Raw genomic sequence first — 20,728 nt, 5'->3', positions numbered from 1 at the left:
ACGCGAGTGAACCAGTGGTTGAACCCCCGTAACTCCACCGCCAGCTCAAATCTGGTGGATATGGGCTGGATTGCAGTAGGCGCTGAGTATCTGGTTGACGAAGCGCGCCCGGCGACGGTTTTGATCGCTGCCGTCGGGAGTCACGCCGAAGGTCTGCGGCGTAGGCGTGACCATGCTGCCGGGGAAGAGCTGGGCACCACCCCCGCCGATCGGTTTGTGGTGAACGTGGGAACCGCTGCGCGGCCTGCCGTCTGCCCGCACTTCCAGTGCGGGAGCGGCCAGGTCCGTCGTCGACCGGGAGTCGCGCAGTGGGACGGAGCCGCCGTAGTAGTCCGAGGACGGGAAAGCCGTCCACATGGCGAAGGGCGGCAGCTGTTTCGCAGTGCAGGTGCTGGAATGCCAGGAGGTCGTGGGTGAATACCGACGAGCTGGAGTGGGCCTTGATGAAGGCCGAACGCCGGGTACTGGAGATCCAGGCCAAGCTGCATCGTTGGGCGACGGATGATCCGTCGCGAAGGTTCGATGATCTGTTCAACCTCGTCTGTGACTCGGCGTTCCTGCTGATCGCATGGAGCCGGGTGCGGAGCAACAGGGGAGCCCGATCGGCAGGGGTGGACGGTCTTACCGCCACCGGTGTCGAAGTTCGGTACGGCCTTGAGGAGTTCCTGGGCGTGCTGCGGGCCGACCTGAAAATCGGGGCGTTCCGCCCGATGCCCGTACGTGAGCGGATGATCCCGAAGGCCGGTGGCAAACTGCGCCGGCTGGGGATTCCGACGGTGCGGGACCGGGTGGTGCAGGCGGCTCTCAAGCTGGTCTTGGAGCCGATCTTCGAGGCGGACTTCAAGCCGTGCTCCTACGGCTTCCGCCCGAACCGGCGTGCTCAGGACGCCATCGCCGAGATCCACCACTACGGAACCAGCCTCTATCACTGGGTCCTGGAGGCGGACATCACGGCGTGCTTCGACGAGATCGACCACACGGCCCTCATGGGCCGGGTTCGAGACCGCGTCGGAGACAAGCGCGTCCTGGGGCTGGTCAAGGCGTTCCTGAAGGCTGGCATCCTCTCCGAGGGCCAGATGGTCAGGCGCACCGACACCGGCACCCCGCAGGGCGGCATTCTCTCGCCTCTGTTGGCCAACATCGCCTTGTCCGTGCTCGACGAGTTCTTCGCCGAGCAGTGGCAGGCGGCCGGGAGCAACAGCACCGCGCGGACCCGGCACCGTCGTCGCGGAGGAGCGACGTATCGCCTTGTGCGGTACGCCGACCTATGCCGAACTCGGCATAGGTCGGCTTATGCCTTGCACCGGGTTATGCCGACTGCGACGGTCGGGGGCGTAATGAGCTCCGCGCCCAGCTTGAAGTGGTCGGCATAACCCGTGCCCTCCTGCTCAGAGAGTCTGGAGGAACGACAGCAGAGTGTCCGGTGCGGTGTAGCGTCCCGGTGGGCTGCCGGAGGGAGCGGTGCGCGCGAGCGCGCGTTCCTTGATGCTCATGTCGGCGTGCAGGTAAATTTGCGTGGTTTCAGTTGATTCGTGGCCGAGCCAGAGGGCGATCACGGAGACGTCAACTCCCGCATGTAGGAGTGCCATTGCGGCGCTGTGTCGCAGGGTGTGCGGGGTGACGTGTTTGCTGGCCAGGGACGGGCAGGTGGCTGCGGCGGCCCGTGCGTGCTTGGCGACAAGGTGCTCGACGGCGTCCCGGCTGAGCGGGGTGCCGCGGCGGGTCGGAAACAGCGGATCGCCTTGCTCGCCGCCTCGTTCCTTCAGCCAGGTCTTGAGCACTTTGGCGGTGTCGCTGGTCAGCGGGGTGCACCGGTCCTTGCGTCCCTTGCCGTGGCAGCGCAGGTGGGGGCCGGTGCCCAGATGGACGTCTTGGAGGGTGAGCCGGGTCAGTTCGCTGACGCGCAGTCCGGTGTGGACTCCGGTCAGGAGCAGGGCGTGATCGCGCCGTCCGGTCCAGGTGGTGCGGTCCGGTGTAGCGACCAGGGCATCGGTCTCCGCGGTGGTCAGGTAGTTGACGATGGCCCGGTCGAAGCGTTTCGGCGGGATCGCCAGCACCCGCTGGATCACTGCTGCGTGCTCGGGGGCCCGCAGGGACGCGTAGCGGAAGAACGAACGGATCGCGGCGAGGCGGACGTTGCGGGTCGCCGCGGTGTTGCCGCGAACGGTTTCGAGGTGCTGGAGGAACGCACCGATCGTCGGTGCGTCCAGGTCGGTGATGCTCAAGCGGCTCGGCCGGCGGCCGGTGCGCTGCTCGGCGAAGTCGAGCAGGAGGGTGAAGGTGTCGCGGTAGGCGGCGACGGTGTGCGGGCTGGCCTGGAGCTGGAGCATCAGTTTGTCGGTGAAGAAGCCCTGCAGCAGGGGCGCGAAGTCGCTCATGGCCGGCCCCCGAAGCTGTGCTCCAGGCGGGCCGCGGCCAGGGACAGCAGTTCCGGCGAGCCGGAGAGATACCAGTAGGTGGACTTCGGGTCGGAGTGACCGAGGTAGGTGGTCAGCAACGGAAGCTTGGCCTGCACGTCTTCGCCACTCGCGTACCACTGAAGCAAGGTCGTGGTCGCGAATGTATGGCGTAGGTCGTGCAAGCGGGGCCTGCGGCGGCTCTGGCCTGCGGTGATGCCCGCCGTAGCCAGCAGCTGGACGAAGGCGCGCGGGAGGTTGTGGGAGTCGAGGCGGGTGCCGCGGGTGGAGACCAGGAAAGCCGCTGTGCTCGGGGCGGGCCGCTGGAGATCGCGTTCGCGGGCATACCTCCGCAGGGTCGTGACGGTGGTGGCATGCACCGGGACCTGCCTCGACTTGCCGAACTTCGTCTCCCTCACGGTGAGAACACCATCAGCGAGGTCGACGTCGGTGCGGTCCAGGCCGCAGGCTTCGGACGTGCGCAGGCCGCTCACGGCCAGCAGGCCGAGGAAGGTGTGCCAGGTCCGGGCCCGGAAGGCCGGATTGAGGGTGCTCGTCGCCGCGAGCAGGCGGTTCAGCTCGTCGGGGGTGAACAGGTGCGGGGTGATGCGCCGGTAGTGGTGCGGCAGGGCGTCATCGGGCGGGATCTCGGTGGCCGGCTCCAGGGTCTTGAGGTGTCGGGCGAAGATCCGCACGACCATCAGCCGCCGACTCCAGTGCACTTCATCGGTGCTGCGAGGCGTATTGGTTGCCCAGGCGAGCGCGGCCCGGGTGGTCAGGACGGTGTCGCCCGTGTCCTCCAGGTAGTCGATGAAGCTCATCAGCTTCTCGCCGAAGGTGGTCAGCTTGAACCCCAGCCGTCGGCGCATGGCCAGGTACTCCTGGGCGTGCTGTCGAATCGTGGTCATCGTGCACCGCCTTGTGGCCACGGCTGGGCCAGGGTCCGCAGGGCTTCGTGGTCGACTTTCGCGTAGATGGTGGTGCTCAACTGGCTGCGGTGACGGAGTACTTGGCCGACCTCGGACAGCGGCGCTCCGGCCCGCAGGATGGTGGTGGCCAGCGTGTGGCGGAGCCGGTGGGCTCCGAGCCGTGGCAGTCCGGCCTTCTCGCAGGCCCGCCCCATGATCGCTCGGATGCAGTGTCCGGTCAGCGCCTGATAGGGAGCCCTGGCGGTGAGGAACACGGCCGTGGCCGAACACCGGGGACGGCCGGTCATCAGGTAGTCCGAGAGTGCCTCGCCGACCTCGGCAGTCAGCGGCAGCCGCTCGACGCGGGAGCCCTTGCCGCGCACGGCGATCTCTCCGGCGTGCCAGTCGATGTCGCTCAGCTGGAGCGCGGCGGCTTCCGCGCCGCGCAGTCCGAGACGGGCGAGCACCGTCAGCACGGCCCTGTCCCGGCGTCCCGCCGAGGAGTCCGGATCCGATGCGGTCAGCAGCGCGGACACCTGCCGCGTTTCCAGTCCGCGGGGCAGGGAATCGAGCCGCCAGCCCGCGACCGCGGGCACCGACCCGGTCAGCGCCACCGGGATCCGGCCGTCCACGTGCAGGTAACGCAGCAGCGAACGGACCGCGGTCACCAGGGCCTTCGCCGACCACACGCTGTCAGCGTCCGCGGTGTGGCGCACCATGAACATGGTCACCTGCGCGGCATCCAGCCGAGCCAGCGATTCGTCCAGCGGAGTCTGCAGCGCAGCAAGGAACTTGCGGGCCTGCACGCAGTAGCAGCGGACCGACTCGGTCGCCAAGCCTCGCTCGCCGCGCAGGTAGGAGGCGTAGTCCGCCAGTATTTCCTGCACCGCGTCGCCACCGACCTCAGCCGGAACCGGAACCACACCGGCATGCCGCAGCACCTTGATCACCGCTCCCAGAGACCGCCGAGCCACCTGTTCCGACGAGCACACCGCGCGCCGGAAGGCCAGGAACTCTTCCACCCTGGCCGGTGTCAGCGCGGCCGCGACGAGCTCACGCCGACACATCCACAGGCTCAAACGCCGCATCATGCGTACGGCGTCCTTCACCGACGACGCCGCGTACCCACGGGACGCCAACTCCGCACACACCAGCGACTCGTACGGCGCCAACGGCCCCGTCACCACCAACGGCACCGGGCCTCGGCGCCGCCCTCCGATCGCATCCATGATCTTCTCCTGTCTGCAGGCAACTCGCCTGTACAGACAGGGATATGGGCCACCTCGGGCGGAGGCCGCTGGTTATGCTGAAGCTTTCGGAACCAGCCCCCAGGTCCGTCATGCTGTCGCCGTCGCAGTCGGCATAACCCGGTGCACGGCATAAGCCGACGACTTCGTGGTGATGGTCGCCGGGACGAAAGCGCACGCTGAAGCGATCCGGGAGAAGGTCGCAGAAGTGCTCTGCCCGATGGGTCTACGCCTGTCGGAGGAGAAGACGAGCGTCGTCCATCTCGATGAGGGCTTCACCTTCCTGGGCTTCCGCATCCAGCGGCAGCGGCAGAAGGGAAGCGGCAAGCGGTACGTCTACACCTGGCCGTCTGACAAGGCGCTGACGTCGGTCAAGCACAAGGTGAAGGCGATCGCGAAGCAGACCACGAACGTCACGCTCGGCACCCTGCTGCGCCGGATCAATCAGGTACTGCGGGGATGGACTGCGTACTTCCAGCACGGCGTCTCGTCGCACACCTTCCACTACCTCAGCCACTACGTGTGGTGGCTGGTCGGAAGGTGGCTACGGAAGAAGCACCGCCGCGCCAACAGGAAGCAACTGCGCCGTCGGTATCAAGTCGACCGATGGCTGTGGGCAGACCCCACGGAGAACGTGCGGCTCTACCTGGCCGCATCCAGGGAAGTCACTCGCTACCGGTTCCGCGGCGAGAGAATCCCCACCCCGTGGGCCGAGTACGCGGCGCGTCAACTCGCCTGACGCCACGAAACAGTGGAGAGCCGGATGCTCGGTAACGGGCACGTCCGGTTCGGGAGGCGGCCTGGGGAAACGGGCTGGCCGAAAGGCCAGTACCGCGCCCCAGGCCGACCTCACCGCGACGCCGAGGGCACTGACCTGCTCGAACTCCTCGACGCGGCCAGTGAAGCGGACCGCGGGACGGAGAATCCGTTCCGCTGACGGCGGGGCAACATAGCCGGGAAACGCCGGTTAGCCAAACCGGCGTTCCTCCGGACTATTGATGCTCCCACCCCGCCAGCACTCGCGTGGAAGGAACTCATGTCCCAGCCCCCCACCTCGGCGTTCGCACCGACGCCCGACCCGCTCACCCCCAATCGGGACATCACCCACGCCCACTTCCAGGCCGGTGACACCGTCGTCGTCCTGAAGGGGATGGCCGGCGGAGAACTGTGGGGCGATGCGATGCGCGTCGTGGCCCCGTCCTGGCACACCCCGACCGACGAGGACGGCTGGCGGCTGCGTGATGCGACCGGCGGCGCCCAGTCCTACGTCACCGCCCACCCCCGCTACCTCGTGCACCTCTCGCGCCGCTGCCCGGACTGCCTGATCTACCTACGGGCCATGGAGGATGCCCTCCTTGCGCGGTTCGCCGACCGCGACGAGCTGATCGACTGCGGCTGGTACACCACCACCGCCCTGGGCCAGCTCGTACACATCGCGGACATCCGGGCCGGCCGATGATCTTCTATACGCACCGCCGCGGCTGTGCATTCCGTGTGGCGGGTGCCCTGCGCCGGCTGGGCCGGTACGACGAAGGGCTGGGCGCCATCGACCGGGCGATCGACTGTCTCCCGCCGGGGGACACCTCGGTGCACGCCGACCTGGTCCGCGAGCGCTCCCTGCTCCACGCAGCCCGCGACCTTCATCAGCACCGGCCGCCCACCCGCACATCGGGCGGGGTGCCGTCGTGATTCCCCGCCTGCACGCGCGGACACACTCGCCGCGCGACCCGCTCGCCGAGGCACTCGGGCGGTCCCTCTCTGCGAACGAGGGCCTGACGGAGTACACCATCGTCGCCCACTGGCCGGGCCTGGACTACTACACCCCCAACGACGAGCAGAGAACCTGGACATCCGTTCAGTGGGCCGAGCACCTCGAAGATCCCTACCTGGAGCATCCGTTCGCTGCCAGTGCGGACGACGACCGGCGGGCGATCCTCCATCTCGACATCCGCCTCCACCCCGACGACCGGGAGCTGACCGGTCCCGAGTGGGCCGAAACCGCTCACCGGTTCGCGCGAGCCGCCGGTATCGAGATACCCGGCGCCGCGGAGCACGGCTGGCGGTGGATCGCCGTCCAAGCACAGCCCGGACGCCTGGACCTGATCGCCAACCTGATCCACCTCGACGGCACGTGGCGCACCCCGCCCGCAGACATCCTGCGGCGCCTTGCGGACGAGGCGCGCCGCATCGAACAGGACCTGAACCTGAACCCCGCGCGCACCGCTCCCACAGTGCGGCCCGCTGTCCGCACGGCACCCACGGCATCAGCCCAGCTCGCGAGCGTCCTTGCGCAGCTCGCCGACGAGCAGGCCGGCCCGCTGGCAGCGGTCCGCGGACTGGTCGAGCACACTGCTCACCGCATCGCCCGCCTACCAGGAGCCGCCGGCACCGGCACGGCGCACCACCTGGAGCTGATCGCCCGCCGCCTCCACGCCATCCAGCAGGACCTGGACACCACTGCGGCCCACCTGCTCCAGCCCCGGATCACCGCCGCACCGCCCGTGGCCCGGCACACCGCCCACCGGACTTTGTAGGAGAAACGTCTCCTTGCCCCGCACCACCGACCGCTTCCTGGACATCCGCCGTGACCCGCACTCCGACGAACTCCTCGCGCGCGGCGGCGACTTGGAGGCGCACAGCATTCTCCAGCGCACGGGTTTCATCGCCGTCGTCCGCCTCCACGAGACCTACCACCGCGCACCCGCCGGCCTCACCCAGGGCGACGAGTCCCGTCTCGCCACCGATGCCGTAGGGCGCTTGCGAGCTGCCGGCTACCACGTCGACTGCGACGCAGCTTTCGACACCGAGGCCCGGCCGGCCCGCTATCCCGCGCTCGGTGCTTCGGTCTCCCACCTCGCCGAGCGTCTGCGCGAAGCCACCGACACCGCCGAGGCAGCCGGCATCCTCACCGAACTCACCGCGCCCTACGACGGCATCCTCGCCGGGTTGGAAGAGACCCTCGGCGCCCTGGCGGACTTCTTCGACGGACTCGGCGACGCTAGCGATCCGCACACCGCCGGCGCCTGCGCTACCTCGCCGACGAATACGTCCGCGTCATCCACTCCGACCTCGCGCACACCCGCGAACGGCTGGCCGACCGGCACGCCCCTCACCCCGGCCGCCGCGCCTGCGCCGAGCAGGTTCCCGACCACGAGCCCGAACGCTCCGCCGTGTGCGCCTGCCCACCCCCGCCGCGCGCACTGCTGGCCCCTGCACCGCCACCCGTCGGTGCCGCCCGCCTTCGCCGCTGAGCCCCCGCAACTGCCCAAGGACACCATGCACGACCACGACACCTCCGAGCGCCTCGCCTCGTACGCCGACGTCCTCGCCGGTGAACTCCCCGACACCTGGACCAGCACCCACCTGCCAGCCGGGGCCAAGGATGACCTCGCCGAACTCGCCGACCGGATCTGGGACCTGGACCTGGTCGCCGCCTCCCTCGCCGAGCACCCGCTGACGCAGGCAGCCGTCCTCAGCCGCCCCGACGGCGCCCAGCTCGCCCTCCTGGACCGGCACGACGGACGCGACGGTTTCCTTCTCGCCGCCGTCGCCCCGCGCGCTCTGCCCGACGAGGCGTACCGCGCTGTCCCCGAGCCCAACGGCATCGCCCTGGCGGATGACCCCTTCCTGAGCGCCGAGCAGGTCGCCGGCGATCTGCTCGCCCGCTACGACCGTGCGCTCGCACAGGTCCGGCACAACGCCCTCGGCGGCATCCAGCCCTCCCAGCCGGACCGGATCGTCCTGACCTGGCAGCCGGACGGCAGCGTCGCCACCGCCCCCGCCGACGACCGGGCTGGCACGATCCTCATCGCCCACGGCTTCGTCCAGGACCCACACAGCGGCATCTACCGCCTGGAGGGCGACGACACCCACGCCCAGGCCCGCGCCCTGCGCGCGATCGGCCCGCAGCTCGACGCACTCGGCATCGGCACCGCCCTCCAGCACCCCGCCGGACGGACCGCGCCCGCCTCCGCCCCGGCATACATGCCGTCGGCCCCGGCCGGCACCCGTACGCCAACCGCCAGGACTCGATGAACCAGGCGGAGGCCGACCTCGGCATCCCCGCCTGCTCCTGACCGGTCACGACGTCAACAGCACGCTCGACGTCTTCGACGAAGCCACCTACCGGCAGGCCATGCACGGCCTCCGCACCCCAGCGGCCCGTCCCGCCGCGCAGCAACCGGCACCGGACGGCTCCCCGTCGCACTCCGATCCGGCCCGCCGTACCCCGTAAGACGCCCGGGCGGCCCCGGCAGCTCGCCGGGGCCGCCCAGCACACAGCCCGACTCCCGGAGAAACCCGTAGCACCCCGCACACCCCCACCGATCAGCAACCGGCTCAAGCCCCGGCTCGCCACAGCCCTCTTCCGCCGCTATCTACGCGCCTGCATACCGAGCGGCCCCGACCACACCTCCCCGCTGGCCGGCGCCCGCCCGGAGGCCGCCCTCACCGAGGCACAGCGCGTCGGGCAGCGCCACCACCACTGACCGTCCACCGCCCCGGAGGAGCATGCCCCACCCCGCCCCCTACCCGTTGAGACTCGCCGACGAGATCACCCGCCAGCTCGGCCAGCTCGCCGACCACCTCTCCCAGCTTCCTCCGCCCCAGGCCGCGCAAGTCATCGCCCGCGTACTCGACCCGGACAGCGGAGTCCTCGGCGGCGTCACCCACCTCGTCGCCACCGGAAGCATGTTCGCCAAGGACCAGGCAGAGCGAGGCGCGCTCCCCGCAGAGGTGTGGCTCGCTCTGGGCCGTGCCTCAAACGAACTGCACGACATCACCCTCGACCTGGACGAACACAAGGACACCCTGCAGCACGTCAGCACCCAGCCCGCCACCACCGCGGCGAAGCCCCCAGTACCCGCACCGCTCGTCGTCCGGCGGCGCCGGTGAAGAAGAAGCAGTGGCAGGGCTGGGGGCCCGGCGAGCAGGCCGAGCAGCACTACCTCGTCCAGCCCCGTGCCCTGGCCGGCGGCGGCGACGTCCGGCACGTCTCGGAGTTCCTGCGCGCCTCGGGCTGGCGGGACAAGTCCAAGACCGGCGGCCCCCTGCACATGGAGAGCCCGGACCGCACCGTCCGCGTCGCCTACGACCCCTACGTCCTTCCCGGCGGCTGGACCATCCACGGCCGGGCAGACGGGGCGAACGGCGAGTGGTCGGCTCACCTGGGCCGGCAGACCCCGGTGGAGATAGTCGCCGGCCTGACCGACGCCCTCACCCGCCCCCGCTCCGCGCACGCCCCCAACGTCTGGGCCCCGCTGCAGGAACAGAACTGGCACACGCGCTTCGAGGGCGAGCACTACACCGCGACCAGCCCCGACGGCACCGCTTGGATGCAGTACCGCCAAAGCCCCGACGGGGCAGCGATGTGGTGGAGCGGAGCGCAGGACAAACAGGGCAACGGCTGGACGGCCAACTTCACCCCGAACACGCCGATGCACCTCGTGCAAGCCTTCTCCACCGAACTCGCCAGCCCCGACCCCGTGATGCGCCCGCGCGGACGCGTACCGCACAGCGCGCAGATCCGCACATGGTCGGTCTCCGTCAAGCCCTCCCAACTCAGCGCCTGGCAGCAGGCCCGCATCACGGCCGCCCGAGCCGCCACCTGGGCCCGCAACAGCGCCCGAAGCACCAGACCGCGCACCACCGCCCGCGCCCACGCCGCCGCCGGCGGCGCACGAACCCGCCGCTGACCACGACACCCACCACCCCGAGGAGTCCCATGCCCGCACTCACCCCGGACACCATCCGCGCCGCGACCGACACCCTCTGCCGTCTCACCGAATACCTGCGCGAGAACCCCGACCCCCAGGAGGCGCTCGCCCTCGTCGAACCCCTCCTCGACGAATACACCGGCCTGCCCATCCAGCTCGGCGACACACTGCGCGCCCTCGCCCGCGCCGTACAGAGCCACCCGAACACCCCGCGCACCGAGAAGATCAGCGATCTGGTCACCGAGCTGCGTGCCGCAGCGTGGGTGCAGACCGACCAGTACATGCTCCACTACGTCCTGGACGAGCTGCGCAAGGTGATCGTCAGCGCCGCCTCGAGTGAGCCGGGGTGCGGTCGGTGCCGCTGAGCGAACGGCAGCTCGCCGCCTTCGCCAACAAGCACGCCTGGCGGATCCCCTTCGACACCAGCCCCCGCCCCCTCGCCGGCCCCGGGGATGCCCGCCACGTCACCCACGGCCTGGCCGCCGCCGGATGGAGCGCCGTCTCCGACCCTTTGAGTGCCGAGATCGTCATGCGCAGTCCCGACCTTCGCCACCACCTCCAGTTCGACCCGCAGTCCGCCACCTCCGCGTGGTGGCGGCTGCGGGCCGAGCCCACCGACACCGAGCCCGGCTGGTACGCCGAATTCGGTGAATTCGTGCCTGCCGAGGTCCTCGCCGGCTTCACCGACGCCCTCATCGCCCCGCCGCCACAACAGCCAGACCCGTGGCAGCCGGTGACCTCGGCGGGCTGGCACCGCGACTCGGACGGCACCGCGCGCTCGCCGGACTCCATGTGCCGCATCGAACTGCGCCCGTTGAGCGAATTCAGTGGCCGGTCGTCCTGGCACGTTGAGACCTGCGAGCCCGGCGACGGGCAGTTCCCCGGCCCGCGTATCTGGCACGCGTACTTCGACGAGGACGTCCCTGCCCACCTCGTCGGATCGTTTTTCACCGCGCTGGCCGACCGCAGCCCCCTCCAGCGCGGCATGTACGACCGCACCGGCCACTACAGCGCCGGGCAGGAGCCCAGCCCGCGCCCGCAGCAGGTGGTCGACGCCCACACCGCCCGCATCGAATCGCTCCGCGCCCGGGCACGCTCCGCCCGCAGGCAGCAGACGAAACCCGCACCGAACCCGGCGCACACCCACACCACCCAGCCGGCCGCCCGCCGCTGAACCGACAGGACCTTTTCCATCTCCGCCGATCACCGCGCACACCGCGCCTTCCTCCGCCACCTCGACGCCTACGTGAGCGACAGCAAGAAGATCCTCGACGCCTGGGACGCCTACTCCGACGAGCACACCGACCTCGACGGATGGCCCTACGACGACCACGCCTACGGAAGGCGCGCGAGCCAGCGCGACGCCGACACCGCCGAGGCGTTCGAACCGCTCCGATACGGCGCCCGTCACCTGCTCACCACGGCCGAAACACAACTGGCCCAGCTGCCTGAGAACGCCGTGCAGAGCCGCTGGGTCTACCAGCTGGGCGTCCTGCGCGACGCCCTCGACCGGCTCGACGAACTGCACGAGCAATGGCTGGTCACCCGCGACGCCCTCCCCGCCACCGCCAAGCCCGGCACCGCCGACTTCGACGACGCCCTCGCCGAACATCACGCCGAATCGTGGAGCTATCTCGATGACTGGGCCACCCACGGCAAAGCGCTCCGCGAGATCAACACGGCCGCCCGCAAAGCCCCTTCACCCCTGGCCCCCACACCGACACCGGCCCCGGCCACCGCACCCGACCGGCGATCTGCGGCACGGAAGTGAGCATGCCCCCGACCCCTGAGACCGTCGAGGTCGACTTCATCACCCCGCGCCACCTGGCCGGCAGCGGTGACCCCGCCTGGATCACCATCCCCCTGCACCGCGCCTGCGGCTGGAGCCACGGCAACGACCCCCTGATGCCCCGCGTCCTGCTCTCCAGCCCGGACCAGAAGGCACTCCTGCGCCTGGAACCCGACCCCGACGGACAGTGGTGGACCCTCAACCATGCGGCGGAGGCGGACCGGCCCGCCTGGTACGCAAGCTTCGGCGCCCGCACCCCGGTCGAACTCATCGCCGCCTTCACCGACGCCCTCACCGACCCCGCCCCTGGAGCGAGCACACCCTCGGATCCGTACGAACCGCTCCGGCAGAGCGCGTGGCAGCCCCCCACTATCGGGGCTGACGGCCTCGTGTCGCCCGACGGAACGGCCTACGTGCAGCGCCTGGGCAACGCGCAGGAGCCGGGAGCCTGGTTCGTCACTGCCACCCTCGGCCCGGACCGAAAGCCGGTGTGGCAGGCCCGCTTCGGCGAACACACCCCTGAACGGCTGGTCGCCGCGTTCACCACCGCGCTCACCGATCCCCACCCCGTAGCGCGTACCGGCAGCTTGCGCAGTCTTCCGACCCGCGACCCGGACGTCGTCACCCTCCGGACAACGGACGTCCTCGCCGTGCACGTCGCCGCCGCCCTGGAAGAACGCGTCCACGCCCTCGCGGCCCGCCGCACCCTTCCGCCGACGACTCCAAGCTCGCCGCGCCAGCCGCCGGCCAGGAAGAGCCGCAGCCGCTGAATGCCCCGCCCCCGCCCGGAAGGCACGTAACTCTTTGCCCCCCACCTCCTCCAACAGTTCCACCGGCGGATACGACATCGTCCTGCGCCTCCTAGTCGGCGCCGCAGCCGTCGTCGTCCCCCTGTCCCACCTCGCCTGGCTGTCCGGCAACATCACCGCCTCCCTCACCGGAGCCGGCTGGGCGCCGTACCAACCGACCAACGCCCTGCTCCACCCCGAGCGCCTCTGGCCCCACGCGGGAGAAACGCCCCTGCTGATCGGGGCACGCATCGTGCCTGTTCTCCTGCTCCTGGCCCTCGGGACAGCGGCGGGCATTTTGTGGGCCCGGCACAAGAACCGCAGCGGCGGCCGGAAGAAGAAGATCACCGGCATGGCCAAGGCCCGGGACATCGAACCGCTGATGGCCAAGGCGATCACCGACAAGGCCCGCTCCCTGCGCCCGAGCCTGAAGGACGCCAAGCACATCGAGGCCCGGGACACCGGCATCCTCCTCGGCAACCTGCAGGGCACCAAGCACGAGATCCGCATGGGCTACGAGGACGTGGCCGTCGCCATCATGGCGCCCCGCTCGGGCAAGACCACCTCGCTCGCGATCCCCTCCATCCTCGCCGCGCCCGGCCCGGTCCTGCTGACCTCGAACAAGGCCGCCGGCGATGCGTTCACCGCCACCTACGACGCCCGCGCGCGCGTCGGGCAGGTGTGGGCGATGGACCCGCAGCAGATCGCGCACGCAGCACGCGAGATGTGGTGGAACCCCTTGGCGGACGCCAAAACCCTCGACGGCGCCGGGCGGCTGGCCGGCCACTTCCTCGCCGCCTCCGTGGACGCCAGCCAGCAGGGCGACTTCTGGTCCAAGGCCGGATCCAACATCCTCGCCCAGCTCTTCCTCGCCGCGGCCCTGGACGAGCGGCCGATCACCGACGTCATGCAGTGGCTGGCCTTCCCCGCCGACCGCACCCCGCTCGACATCCTCCGCGACCACGGATTCACCGCCGTCGCCGCCCAACTCAAGGGCACCGTGGAAGGACCGCCGGAAACCCGGGACGGCATCTACGAGACCGCCCGCCAGTACGCCTCCGCTCTGCTCAACAGCGAGATCGCCGCCTGGGTCACCCCGCAGAAGAACGTCCCGGAGTTCAGGCCGCCCGAGTTCGTCACCTCCAGCGACACCCTCTTCCTGCTCAGCAAGGACGGCGGAGGCGGAGCCTCTGCGCTGATCGCGGCATGCACGGATTCGGTGATGCGGGCCGCGACCGCCCAAGCCGAACGCGCCGGCGGACGCCTCGACCCGCCCATGCTCGCGATCCTCGACGAGGCCGCCAACGTCTGCAAGATCAGCGACCTGCCGGACCTGTACTCCCACCTCGGGTCGCGCGGCATCATCCCGATCACAATCCTGCAGTCCTACCGCCAGGGCCAGAAAGTCTGGGGGGACGCCGGCATGGACGCCATGTGGTCCGCCTCGACCGTCAAGGTCATCGGCTCAGGTATCGACGACCCCGACTTCGCGGACAAGCTGTCCCGCCTGATCGGCGACCACGACGTCGAGACCACCTCGACCTCGCACTCCGAGTCCGGCAAGTCGACCTCAGTATCGATGCGACAGCAGCGGATCCTGCCCGCCGACGAGATCCGCGCCCTGCCCAAGGGCACGGCCCTCTGCTTCGCCACCGGTATGCGCGCCGCCATGCTCGACCTGCGCCCGTGGTACCAGGAGCCCGGCGCGGCAGAACTGTCCGCGGCGTCCGACCGCGCGTCCAAGGCGATCACCGCCCGGGCTATCGCCAAGCACGCACCGACGCAGTCCGACTTCGGACCGGCAGCATGAGCGAATCGCGCCTGCACCTGACAGGACGACCGCCGCAGCGCTGGACGCCGTCATCGCCGCGACCAGTCCGCCCAGCAGGCGCGAACCACTCCGTAAAGGCTCGCCAGACCCGCTGAAGCAACCACCAGATCCCGTTACCCCCACCCCTTGGACCACCGTGTCTCTTCTGGACATCCCCGATGTGTTCATCGGGTCCACCGACGACGGGCACACCTTCGTCGTCATCAACCGCCGCATCCGCGATGCCGACCGGCTGCTGACCGAGGCCGGGTTCCTCGCCCTGGAGCACCTCGGCCGAACGCTCTACCTGCTCCCACCGGGCACTACCCAGGACGCGCACGAGCGCGCCGGGATCGCGATGTACGGGCTCCTGGCCCACACCCACGACCTGGTCGATCTCTGCTGGACGACCCGCTGGAGCCCCGACAGTCCCGTCGCCGATCCGGAGATCCGCTTCCACTTCAGTGCCGGCACCGTGGCGGTGACGGCCAGGACCGCCGCCGCCCGTTCCCTCCTGGAGCAGCACGGCTTCACCCCGGTGGTGAACGGCTCTTCCTATCGCCCGCCGGACGGGCTGGACGAGCGCGGCCTGCTCGGCGCCGTGACAGCTGCCGAAACCCACGCCTACACCCACGGTCTGGGTGTCCGCGTCGACCTCGGCATCCCCACGTCGGCCGACATCCCTCCCGCTCCCCGCCGCCCGTCATCTGCCGCCATCCGCACACCGGCCACGCCTTCGACCCGCCGTCACACCCGTTGACCCCCACGCGGGTGGGGTCGGGGTGTGAACGATCGTCGAGCCGCGGTCAAGGGCGCGCGGCGGTACACAGCTTCGCACTCCAGCCGTTGACCGCTATCCCTCTTGGAGTCTTGCCACGTCATCCGACACCCCGAGCGCGCATGACCTTGCCTGCGCGCTTGCCGACCAGATCCGCCCCGGCGCCGCTCCCCGTGATGTGACCGTCAGCTTCAGCGTCCGCCGACAGGCGGCAGCCAAGTACGACCACGGCTCCCGCGGCGGCCCCGTGACGGTCTTCGCCCAAGCCCTGCACGCCCAGCTCTACGGCCTTCCCACGGAGGACGGGCCGCTGCCCATCGCTCTGGATGCGCTGCTGCAGGCCACACACACCGCAACCGCCCCCGAGCAGCACACCGCAATCCTGCAACAGCTCGCCGAGCAGCTGCGCAACGCCACCGAGATCATCCAGCGCTACCAGTACCAGGCCCAATGGGACCGGCTCCCCGACACCGTCGCTGAGCAGCTCCGGGAGGTCCGCGACCAGACCCAGCAGGTCACCAAGACCCTCGACGCCGTCGCACCCGCCTTCAGCAGCCAGCCCGCCGCGCCCATGCCGCCTGCCCCGCGACCGCGCCACACCGCCAGCCCACCCGCGCCCACGACTCCACCGGCCGGGCGCCGCCGCTGACCTCCGGCGACAGCCCACCCGCCGGGAAAGGCACCAACCTGGCCACCGCCGATCCCCTCCACGCCCGCCTCACCCAAGAACCCTGTGCGCTGGGCGTGTTCGTCCCCGCCGGCCTGCACCCGGCAACCGCACAGCGCCAGCACCTCGACCAGCTCGCGCAGGCAGGTGCCGACCTGTTCGAGGTCGGCCTGGCCACCGAGGACGCCGCCCTCGACGGCCCCGTCATTCAGGCCGCCTACCACCGCGCCCTGCGCAGCGGAAACGCCCTCGACCACGCGGTGCGCGCCGTCGAACACGCCGCCAGCCTCCGGCCGACCGTTGTCATGACCTACTGGGAGCCCGTGAGCCGCCACGGCCCCGCGTACGTGGCCCGCGTATTCGCCGACGCCGGCGCCGCCGGCGTGATGATCGTCGACCTGCCCGCCCACCAAGCGGCCCGCTGGCACGAAATCGCACGGGAGACGGGCCTTCGCACCCCACGCCTCATCCCCCGCACCACCCCTGACCCGCTCCTCCCGGCCGCAGTCGCCGGCGCGTCCGGATGGCTCTACGCACCCGCCAGCACGGCCCCCACCGGCTACCGAGGGCCTCTCGACATCCCGGCGCTCGCCGGCTTCACCCAGCGGCTACGCGCCGCGAGCCCACTGCCCGTGGTCTCGGGAGTGGGGATCTCCACCCCGGCCCTCGCCGCACGCGTCGCTCCGCTGGTGGACGCCGTCGTCATCGGCACCCCCGTCGTCCGCGCCCTGGCCACCGGCCCGGCCCAAGCCCCGGACCTGACGGCCGCGTTCGCCCAGGCTCTGCACCCAACCACCCTCACGGAGACCCGTGCCTGATCGCTCCGCCCCGACCGAGGCCCTCGACCGGATCACGGCCGACGCCCTCACCCTGCACCAGGCCCTGCGCACCAACACCATCGGCCACGCTCACGCGCTGGCCGCGCGGATCACCGACGCCCAGGACATCGCCGGCGCCGCCCTGCGGCTGTTCCTCGACCTCGCCCAGCACACGCCGCACACCACGGCCGGAGAGCTGCTACTCCTCGACCACGTCGCGCAGATCACCAAGGCCGCCCAGGACGCAAGCGCCGAACTGACCGCAGCCCTCGCCCGCGCCGTGGAGAACCAACGCCGCCGAGCCAACGCCACGACGGGGCCGACCGTCCTCATCCGCCCCTCACCACAGCAGTTCATCGAGTCGGCCACCGACCTCCTCGACCGCATCCGCGCCCTCCACCACGCCATACACCGCGACTGGCTGATCCCGCCCAGCCGGCTGACACACCAGCCTCATTGAGGTCGCGCCCCCATTTCCCCACCTCCAGGACAGACCATTTCAGATCAGCCTCAATTCCGCGCCCTTTCCCTGGGCGCGGGAGTCCAGTCCAGCACCCTGCTCGCCCTTTCCGCAGAAGAGATCCTCCCGAAGGTCGACTACGCGATATTCGCCGACACCGGATGGGAACCCAAAGCCGTTTACGCCCACCTGCACCGACTGGAACAGGAGATAGCTAAGCCCGCCGGTATACCGGTTCTCCGCGTCTCGGCCGGAAACATTCGCAGCGACGCCCTGGACCCGGACCACCGATTCGCCTCCATGCCCTTGCACATCCTGAACAAGGACGGGCGGCCTGGAATGACGCGCAGGCAGTGCACCGGCGAATATAAGGTAAAACCGATCAAGCAGAAGGTGCGCGAACTACTCGGACACCCCTACCCCTCGCGCGTTCCCAAGGGAATGTTTGTGGAGCAGTGGGTGGGAATCTCCACTGACGAGTTCCACCGCGCCAAAGACGCCGACGTGAAATACATGCGCAACCGGCATCCGCTTCTGGACCTGGGCTGGAGCAGAGCGGACTGCGTTCGTTACCTGACCTCGCTCGGGCTGGCCGAGACGCCGAAATCGAGCTGCCTAGGGTGCCCATTCCACGGAAATGCGCAGTGGAGGCATATCAGGGACACTTCCCCGACTGAGTGGGCGGACGTCGTCGAATTCGATGCGGCCATCCGACAGGGCAATGCGCGCGCCAACGCCTCGGGCAGCCGACTGCTCGGCGAGGCGTTCCTGCACCGCTCCCGCGTCCCGCTGAGCCAGGCGCCGATCGACCACGTCACCGCCGCCGAACGGGCAGCACTGCGCATCGGCGCGGACGAAGCCGACGCCCTGGAGAACGGCGTCGTGGACGGCTGCTCCCCGTGGGCGTGCCGCGGGGACGCGGACGCGCTGACCCGCGACGACTTCGGGCTGGCCACGTGATACTCGACCTCTTCGCGGGGCCGGGCGGCTGGAGTAGGGCACTGGGCGTCCTCGGCGTGCGCGACGTCGGCCTGGAATGGGACGAGTGGGCCTGCAAGACACGTGCTGCTGCTGGGCAGTTGACGATCCGGACCGACGTGGCCAAGTATCCGATCTGGCCCTTCCTCGGCCGCATCCGCGGGCTGATCGCCTCTCCGCCGTGCCAGGCGTGGAGCATGGCCGGCAAACGCCTCGGCCTACTCGACCAGCCGCTGGTGCACGCGGCGGTCGAGGATCTTGCCGCCGGCCGTGACACCCGCGAGCGCCTCCTCGCCACCTGCCGCGACGAACGCTCGCTGCTCGCGGCCGAGCCGATGCGCTACCTCCATGCCCTGAACACGGTCGGCGAGCCCGAGTGGGTCGTAATGGAGGAGGTGCCGGACGTCCTACCGCTGTGGAAGCAGTACGCGGCCGTTCTGCGCGGCTGGGGGTTCTCGGTCTGGTACGGGATCCTCAACGCCGCCGACTTCGGCGTTCCACAGACGCGTAGGCGAGCGATCCTGATCGCCTCCCGGGTCCGCACGGCACAGCCTCCCACGCCCACCCACGCCCAGGTTGCCGAGCCTGACTCACTGTTCGGTCCGGGCCGCGCCCGCTGGGTCAGCATGGCCGAGGCCCTGGGATGGGGTGCGACTGACCGGCCCGTTCCCACCGTCTGCGCCGGCGGCGGGCCCGGTGGCGGGCCAGAACCGTTCCCTTCGGGCTCCCGCAAGTCGCTTTCCGACGCCCGGGAGCGCGGCACATGGATGCCCAGGCCGGACGGTGTGGTCCTGCAGTCCCGCGGTGAAGGAGCTGGCTGGAAGGCTCGGCACGGCGGACGCGAGAACCGGGTCATCGACGCTCCGGCGCCGACGTTCACCGCCGAGGCCCACCGCTGGTCCTGGTCCCTGCGCAGCAACAACCAGGCCAACGCCACCGTCCGTCCGCTGTCCGAGCCGGCGGGCACGCTGTTCTTCGGGCACCGCGCGAACGAGTGCACCTGGGTCGCCGAACCGGTGTTGGCTCCGGCCAACGACACGGACGTGCCAGCGGTGCCGGAGCCGATCCGGATCACCGCCCGCGAGGCCGGCCTCCTGCAGACTTTCCCCGCCGACTACCCCTGGGCCGGCAACAAGGGCCAGCAGTTCTCGCAGATCGGCAACGCCGTACCGCCGCTGCTCGCCGGCCACCTCCTCGCCCCGCACCTCGGCGTCGCCCTCGACCCCGACGACTTCACCCTTGCTGCCTGATGCCCCACGCCCCCGAACCCGAAGAAGAGGACCTCGACACAATTGCACTGCCCAAGCCGGTGTTCCACGTCGAGCAGGCCCTCCTCGGCGCCCTGCTCCTTGATCCGCACCGTCTCGGTGACGTAACCGGCATCGCCGCCGACTCGTTCTCCACCGCCGCGCACGCCGCCCTGTTCGCCGCGATCAGCACACTGCCTCCGCCCGACCCGGCCGAGCACGCGAAGAACACCAAGTGGCTCGACCGAGTGCTCGCCATGGGCCGGCAGCAGGCGCGCGGACTGACCGCCTCCTACCTGCACACCCTCGTCCAGGTCTGCCCTTGGCCCCGCCACGCACCGGCCTACGCCCGGATGGTCGAGGCCGAACACGCCCGCCGTCGCCTGCAGACGGCCGCCGAACGCCTCATCCAAACCGCCCACGACGCCTCCCACCCGCGCCCAGACGAGACAGTGCTCGCCGAGGCCGACGCGCTTACCGCGGTCGTGGACGACATCGCGAGCCGGTTCCCGCCGCGCGCCGGAGTGCTGCCCCGCACCACGGTACCGCCGCCGGCCATCACCACCGACCGCACCGAGGCGGTCGAGGAGGAGCAGCTGCTCCTCGCGACCGCCACCGCCCACCCCGCCGACATCGAGTCCGTCCGGTGGCTGCTCCCCGACGACCTCACCCGGCCCCTGCACGCCGGCCTGTGGCAATGCCTGACCGCCCTGGCCCGCCGCCGCGAGCCCGTCGACCCCGTCACCGTCCTATGGGAGGCCCAACAGCGCGGCCTGCTCGACAACGGCTGTGAACCTGGCGATGTGCTCCGTCTGCTGGCCGAACCGGCCGGTTCCGTGGAGCACTGGGGCGAACGTGCCCTGCAGCGCTCCCTCCTAGCCACCGCCGATCACGCTGGCCAGCGCATCTGGGCGTACGCAGGAGACCCGGCGAACACCCCGTTCCAGCTTGTGGTGGGCGCCCGCCGCGCCCTCGCCGACATCAGCGCCGTTCGCACCCGCTGGCAGCAGGCCACCGGAACTGTCCCTCCACCACGGCCGTGCCCGGCACCCGCCACTCGCGCCGGCCCGCCGACCACGACGGCCGCTCACACCGCCCGCGCCGCGCGAGCAACCCGATAGCACCCCA

General features: G+C 70.5%; 24 protein-coding genes. 20 read left to right on the top strand and 4 right to left on the bottom strand.

Going from position 1 to position 20,728, the window contains the following annotated elements; genetic code table 11:
* Positions 1–45: 45 nt before the first annotated feature.
* Positions 46–357, bottom strand: a complete 312-nt coding sequence (locus ACQPXS_RS36200; protein ID WP_433453714.1) for a hypothetical protein — start codon at positions 355–357, stop codon at positions 46–48.
* Between the two features lie 56 nt (positions 358–413).
* Between ACQPXS_RS36200 and ACQPXS_RS36195 the strand changes: the two genes are divergently transcribed.
* On the top strand, positions 414–1,373 hold the full coding sequence (locus ACQPXS_RS36195) for a reverse transcriptase domain-containing protein (RefSeq protein WP_433453713.1): 960 nt from the start codon (positions 414–416) through the stop codon (positions 1,371–1,373).
* A gap of 15 nt (positions 1,374–1,388) precedes the next feature.
* Here the strand turns inward: ACQPXS_RS36195 and ACQPXS_RS36190 are convergent, their stop codons facing one another.
* The 3 genes from ACQPXS_RS36190 to ACQPXS_RS36180 are packed head-to-tail and all read right to left on the bottom strand — an operon-like array spanning position 1,389 to position 4,533.
* Positions 1,389–2,378: a tyrosine-type recombinase/integrase gene (locus ACQPXS_RS36190; protein ID WP_433453712.1), complete on the bottom strand. Its 990-nt coding sequence runs from the start codon at positions 2,376–2,378 to the stop codon at positions 1,389–1,391.
* Positions 2,375–3,304 carry a tyrosine-type recombinase/integrase gene (locus tag ACQPXS_RS36185; protein ID WP_433453711.1) on the bottom strand — a complete coding sequence of 310 codons (930 nt, stop codon included), beginning with the start codon at positions 3,302–3,304 and terminating at the stop codon, positions 2,375–2,377. Before ACQPXS_RS36185 ends, ACQPXS_RS36190 begins: the two co-directional genes overlap by 4 nt.
* Positions 3,301–4,533 (bottom strand): site-specific integrase, encoded by a 1,233-nt coding sequence (locus tag ACQPXS_RS36180; protein ID WP_433453710.1) that lies wholly within the window; start codon positions 4,531–4,533, stop codon positions 3,301–3,303. Before ACQPXS_RS36180 ends, ACQPXS_RS36185 begins: the two co-directional genes overlap by 4 nt.
* A gap of 172 nt (positions 4,534–4,705) precedes the next feature.
* On the opposite strand from ACQPXS_RS36180, the gene ACQPXS_RS36175 reads away from it, so the two are divergent.
* From ACQPXS_RS36175 to ACQPXS_RS36085, 19 genes are all read left to right on the top strand, one after another.
* Positions 4,706–5,290, top strand: a complete 585-nt coding sequence (locus tag ACQPXS_RS36175) for a group II intron maturase-specific domain-containing protein (protein ID WP_433456105.1) — start codon at positions 4,706–4,708, stop codon at positions 5,288–5,290.
* Positions 5,291–5,587: 297 nt separating this feature from the next.
* The gene (locus ACQPXS_RS36170) at positions 5,588–6,010 is read left to right on the top strand and encodes a hypothetical protein (RefSeq protein WP_433453709.1); all 423 of its coding nucleotides are present in this window, start codon (positions 5,588–5,590) and stop codon (positions 6,008–6,010) included.
* Positions 6,007–6,240, top strand: a complete 234-nt coding sequence (locus tag ACQPXS_RS36165) for a hypothetical protein (RefSeq protein ID WP_433453708.1) — start codon at positions 6,007–6,009, stop codon at positions 6,238–6,240. Before ACQPXS_RS36170 ends, ACQPXS_RS36165 begins: the two co-directional genes overlap by 4 nt.
* Positions 6,237–7,085 (top strand): relaxase/mobilization nuclease, encoded by an 849-nt coding sequence (locus ACQPXS_RS36160; RefSeq protein WP_433453707.1) that lies wholly within the window; start codon positions 6,237–6,239, stop codon positions 7,083–7,085. Before ACQPXS_RS36165 ends, ACQPXS_RS36160 begins: the two co-directional genes overlap by 4 nt.
* A gap of 742 nt (positions 7,086–7,827) precedes the next feature.
* Complete coding sequence (locus ACQPXS_RS36155; RefSeq protein ID WP_433456103.1) at positions 7,828–8,586, top strand: hypothetical protein; 759 nt, start codon at positions 7,828–7,830, stop codon at positions 8,584–8,586.
* 474 nt (positions 8,587–9,060) lie between these two features.
* Positions 9,061–9,444: a hypothetical protein gene (locus ACQPXS_RS36150; protein WP_433453706.1), complete on the top strand. Its 384-nt coding sequence runs from the start codon at positions 9,061–9,063 to the stop codon at positions 9,442–9,444.
* Positions 9,441–10,244, top strand: a complete 804-nt coding sequence (locus ACQPXS_RS36145) for a DUF317 domain-containing protein (RefSeq protein ID WP_433453705.1) — start codon at positions 9,441–9,443, stop codon at positions 10,242–10,244. The genes ACQPXS_RS36150 and ACQPXS_RS36145 overlap by 4 nt, the downstream gene beginning before the upstream one ends.
* A 29-nt stretch (positions 10,245–10,273) precedes the next feature.
* On the top strand, positions 10,274–10,630 hold the full coding sequence (locus ACQPXS_RS36140; protein ID WP_433453704.1) for a hypothetical protein: 357 nt from the start codon (positions 10,274–10,276) through the stop codon (positions 10,628–10,630).
* On the top strand, positions 10,621–11,439 hold the full coding sequence (locus tag ACQPXS_RS36135) for a DUF317 domain-containing protein (protein ID WP_433453703.1): 819 nt from the start codon (positions 10,621–10,623) through the stop codon (positions 11,437–11,439). The genes ACQPXS_RS36140 and ACQPXS_RS36135 overlap by 10 nt, the downstream gene beginning before the upstream one ends.
* Before the next feature lie 72 nt (positions 11,440–11,511).
* The gene (locus tag ACQPXS_RS36130; RefSeq protein ID WP_433453702.1) at positions 11,512–12,036 is read left to right on the top strand and encodes a hypothetical protein; all 525 of its coding nucleotides are present in this window, start codon (positions 11,512–11,514) and stop codon (positions 12,034–12,036) included.
* 2 nt (positions 12,037–12,038) lie between these two features.
* Positions 12,039–12,824 (top strand): DUF317 domain-containing protein, encoded by a 786-nt coding sequence (locus ACQPXS_RS36125; protein ID WP_433453701.1) that lies wholly within the window; start codon positions 12,039–12,041, stop codon positions 12,822–12,824.
* Positions 12,825–12,858: 34 nt separating this feature from the next.
* Positions 12,859–14,652, top strand: coding sequence for a type IV secretory system conjugative DNA transfer family protein (locus tag ACQPXS_RS36120; protein ID WP_433453700.1), 1,794 nt, complete (start codon positions 12,859–12,861; stop codon positions 14,650–14,652).
* A 157-nt stretch (positions 14,653–14,809) separates the two neighbouring features.
* The gene (locus tag ACQPXS_RS36115) at positions 14,810–15,412 is read left to right on the top strand and encodes a hypothetical protein (RefSeq protein ID WP_433453699.1); all 603 of its coding nucleotides are present in this window, start codon (positions 14,810–14,812) and stop codon (positions 15,410–15,412) included.
* A 196-nt stretch (positions 15,413–15,608) separates the two neighbouring features.
* Positions 15,609–16,079: a hypothetical protein gene (locus ACQPXS_RS36110; protein ID WP_433453698.1), complete on the top strand. Its 471-nt coding sequence runs from the start codon at positions 15,609–15,611 to the stop codon at positions 16,077–16,079.
* The gene (gene trpA, locus ACQPXS_RS36105; protein ID WP_433456101.1) at positions 16,076–16,915 is read left to right on the top strand and encodes a tryptophan synthase subunit alpha; all 840 of its coding nucleotides are present in this window, start codon (positions 16,076–16,078) and stop codon (positions 16,913–16,915) included. The genes ACQPXS_RS36110 and trpA overlap by 4 nt, the downstream gene beginning before the upstream one ends.
* Entirely contained in the window at positions 16,908–17,375 is a 468-nt protein-coding gene (locus ACQPXS_RS36100; protein WP_433453697.1) for a hypothetical protein, read from the top strand. Before trpA ends, ACQPXS_RS36100 begins: the two co-directional genes overlap by 8 nt.
* A 96-nt stretch (positions 17,376–17,471) precedes the next feature.
* Entirely contained in the window at positions 17,472–18,335 is an 864-nt protein-coding gene (locus tag ACQPXS_RS36095; RefSeq protein WP_433456099.1) for a hypothetical protein, read from the top strand.
* A complete protein-coding gene (locus ACQPXS_RS36090; RefSeq protein WP_433453696.1) occupies positions 18,332–19,603 on the top strand; it encodes a DNA cytosine methyltransferase in 1,272 nt (423 codons plus the stop codon). Before ACQPXS_RS36095 ends, ACQPXS_RS36090 begins: the two co-directional genes overlap by 4 nt.
* Entirely contained in the window at positions 19,603–20,721 is a 1,119-nt protein-coding gene (locus ACQPXS_RS36085; RefSeq protein WP_433453695.1) for a DnaB-like helicase N-terminal domain-containing protein, read from the top strand. The genes ACQPXS_RS36090 and ACQPXS_RS36085 overlap by 1 nt, the downstream gene beginning before the upstream one ends.
* Positions 20,722–20,728: the final 7 nt, after the last annotated feature.

Source organism: Streptomyces sp. CA-142005 (assembly GCF_050942335.1).
Taxonomy (GTDB): Bacteria; Actinomycetota; Actinomycetes; order Streptomycetales; family Streptomycetaceae; genus Streptomyces.
Note: the sequence above shows the minus strand (reverse complement) of the source record. Positions and strands in the feature narration are given on the sequence as shown.

Bases quoted from the DNA above. Each gene is read 5' to 3' on its own strand.
- ACQPXS_RS36185 (WP_433453711.1), bottom strand. From the start codon at position 3,304: ATGACCACGATTCGACAGCACGCCCAGGAGTACCTGGCCATGCGCCGA.
- ACQPXS_RS36150 (WP_433453706.1), top strand. From the start codon at position 9,061: ATGCCCCACCCCGCCCCCTACCCGTTGAGACTCGCCGACGAGATCACC.
- ACQPXS_RS36125 (WP_433453701.1), top strand. From the start codon at position 12,039: ATGCCCCCGACCCCTGAGACCGTCGAGGTCGACTTCATCACCCCGCGC.
- ACQPXS_RS36085 (WP_433453695.1), top strand. From the start codon at position 19,603: ATGCCCCACGCCCCCGAACCCGAAGAAGAGGACCTCGACACAATTGCA.
- ACQPXS_RS36165 (WP_433453708.1), top strand. From the start codon at position 6,007: ATGATCTTCTATACGCACCGCCGCGGCTGTGCATTCCGTGTGGCGGGT.
- ACQPXS_RS36180 (WP_433453710.1), bottom strand. From the start codon at position 4,533: ATGGATGCGATCGGAGGGCGGCGCCGAGGCCCGGTGCCGTTGGTGGTG.
- ACQPXS_RS36170 (WP_433453709.1), top strand. From the start codon at position 5,588: ATGTCCCAGCCCCCCACCTCGGCGTTCGCACCGACGCCCGACCCGCTC.
- ACQPXS_RS36175 (WP_433456105.1), top strand. From the start codon at position 4,706: ATGGTCGCCGGGACGAAAGCGCACGCTGAAGCGATCCGGGAGAAGGTC.
- ACQPXS_RS36155 (WP_433456103.1), top strand. From the start codon at position 7,828: ATGCACGACCACGACACCTCCGAGCGCCTCGCCTCGTACGCCGACGTC.
- ACQPXS_RS36190 (WP_433453712.1), bottom strand. From the start codon at position 2,378: ATGAGCGACTTCGCGCCCCTGCTGCAGGGCTTCTTCACCGACAAACTG.
- ACQPXS_RS36140 (WP_433453704.1), top strand. From the start codon at position 10,274: ATGCCCGCACTCACCCCGGACACCATCCGCGCCGCGACCGACACCCTC.
- ACQPXS_RS36200 (WP_433453714.1), bottom strand. From the start codon at position 357: ATGTGGACGGCTTTCCCGTCCTCGGACTACTACGGCGGCTCCGTCCCA.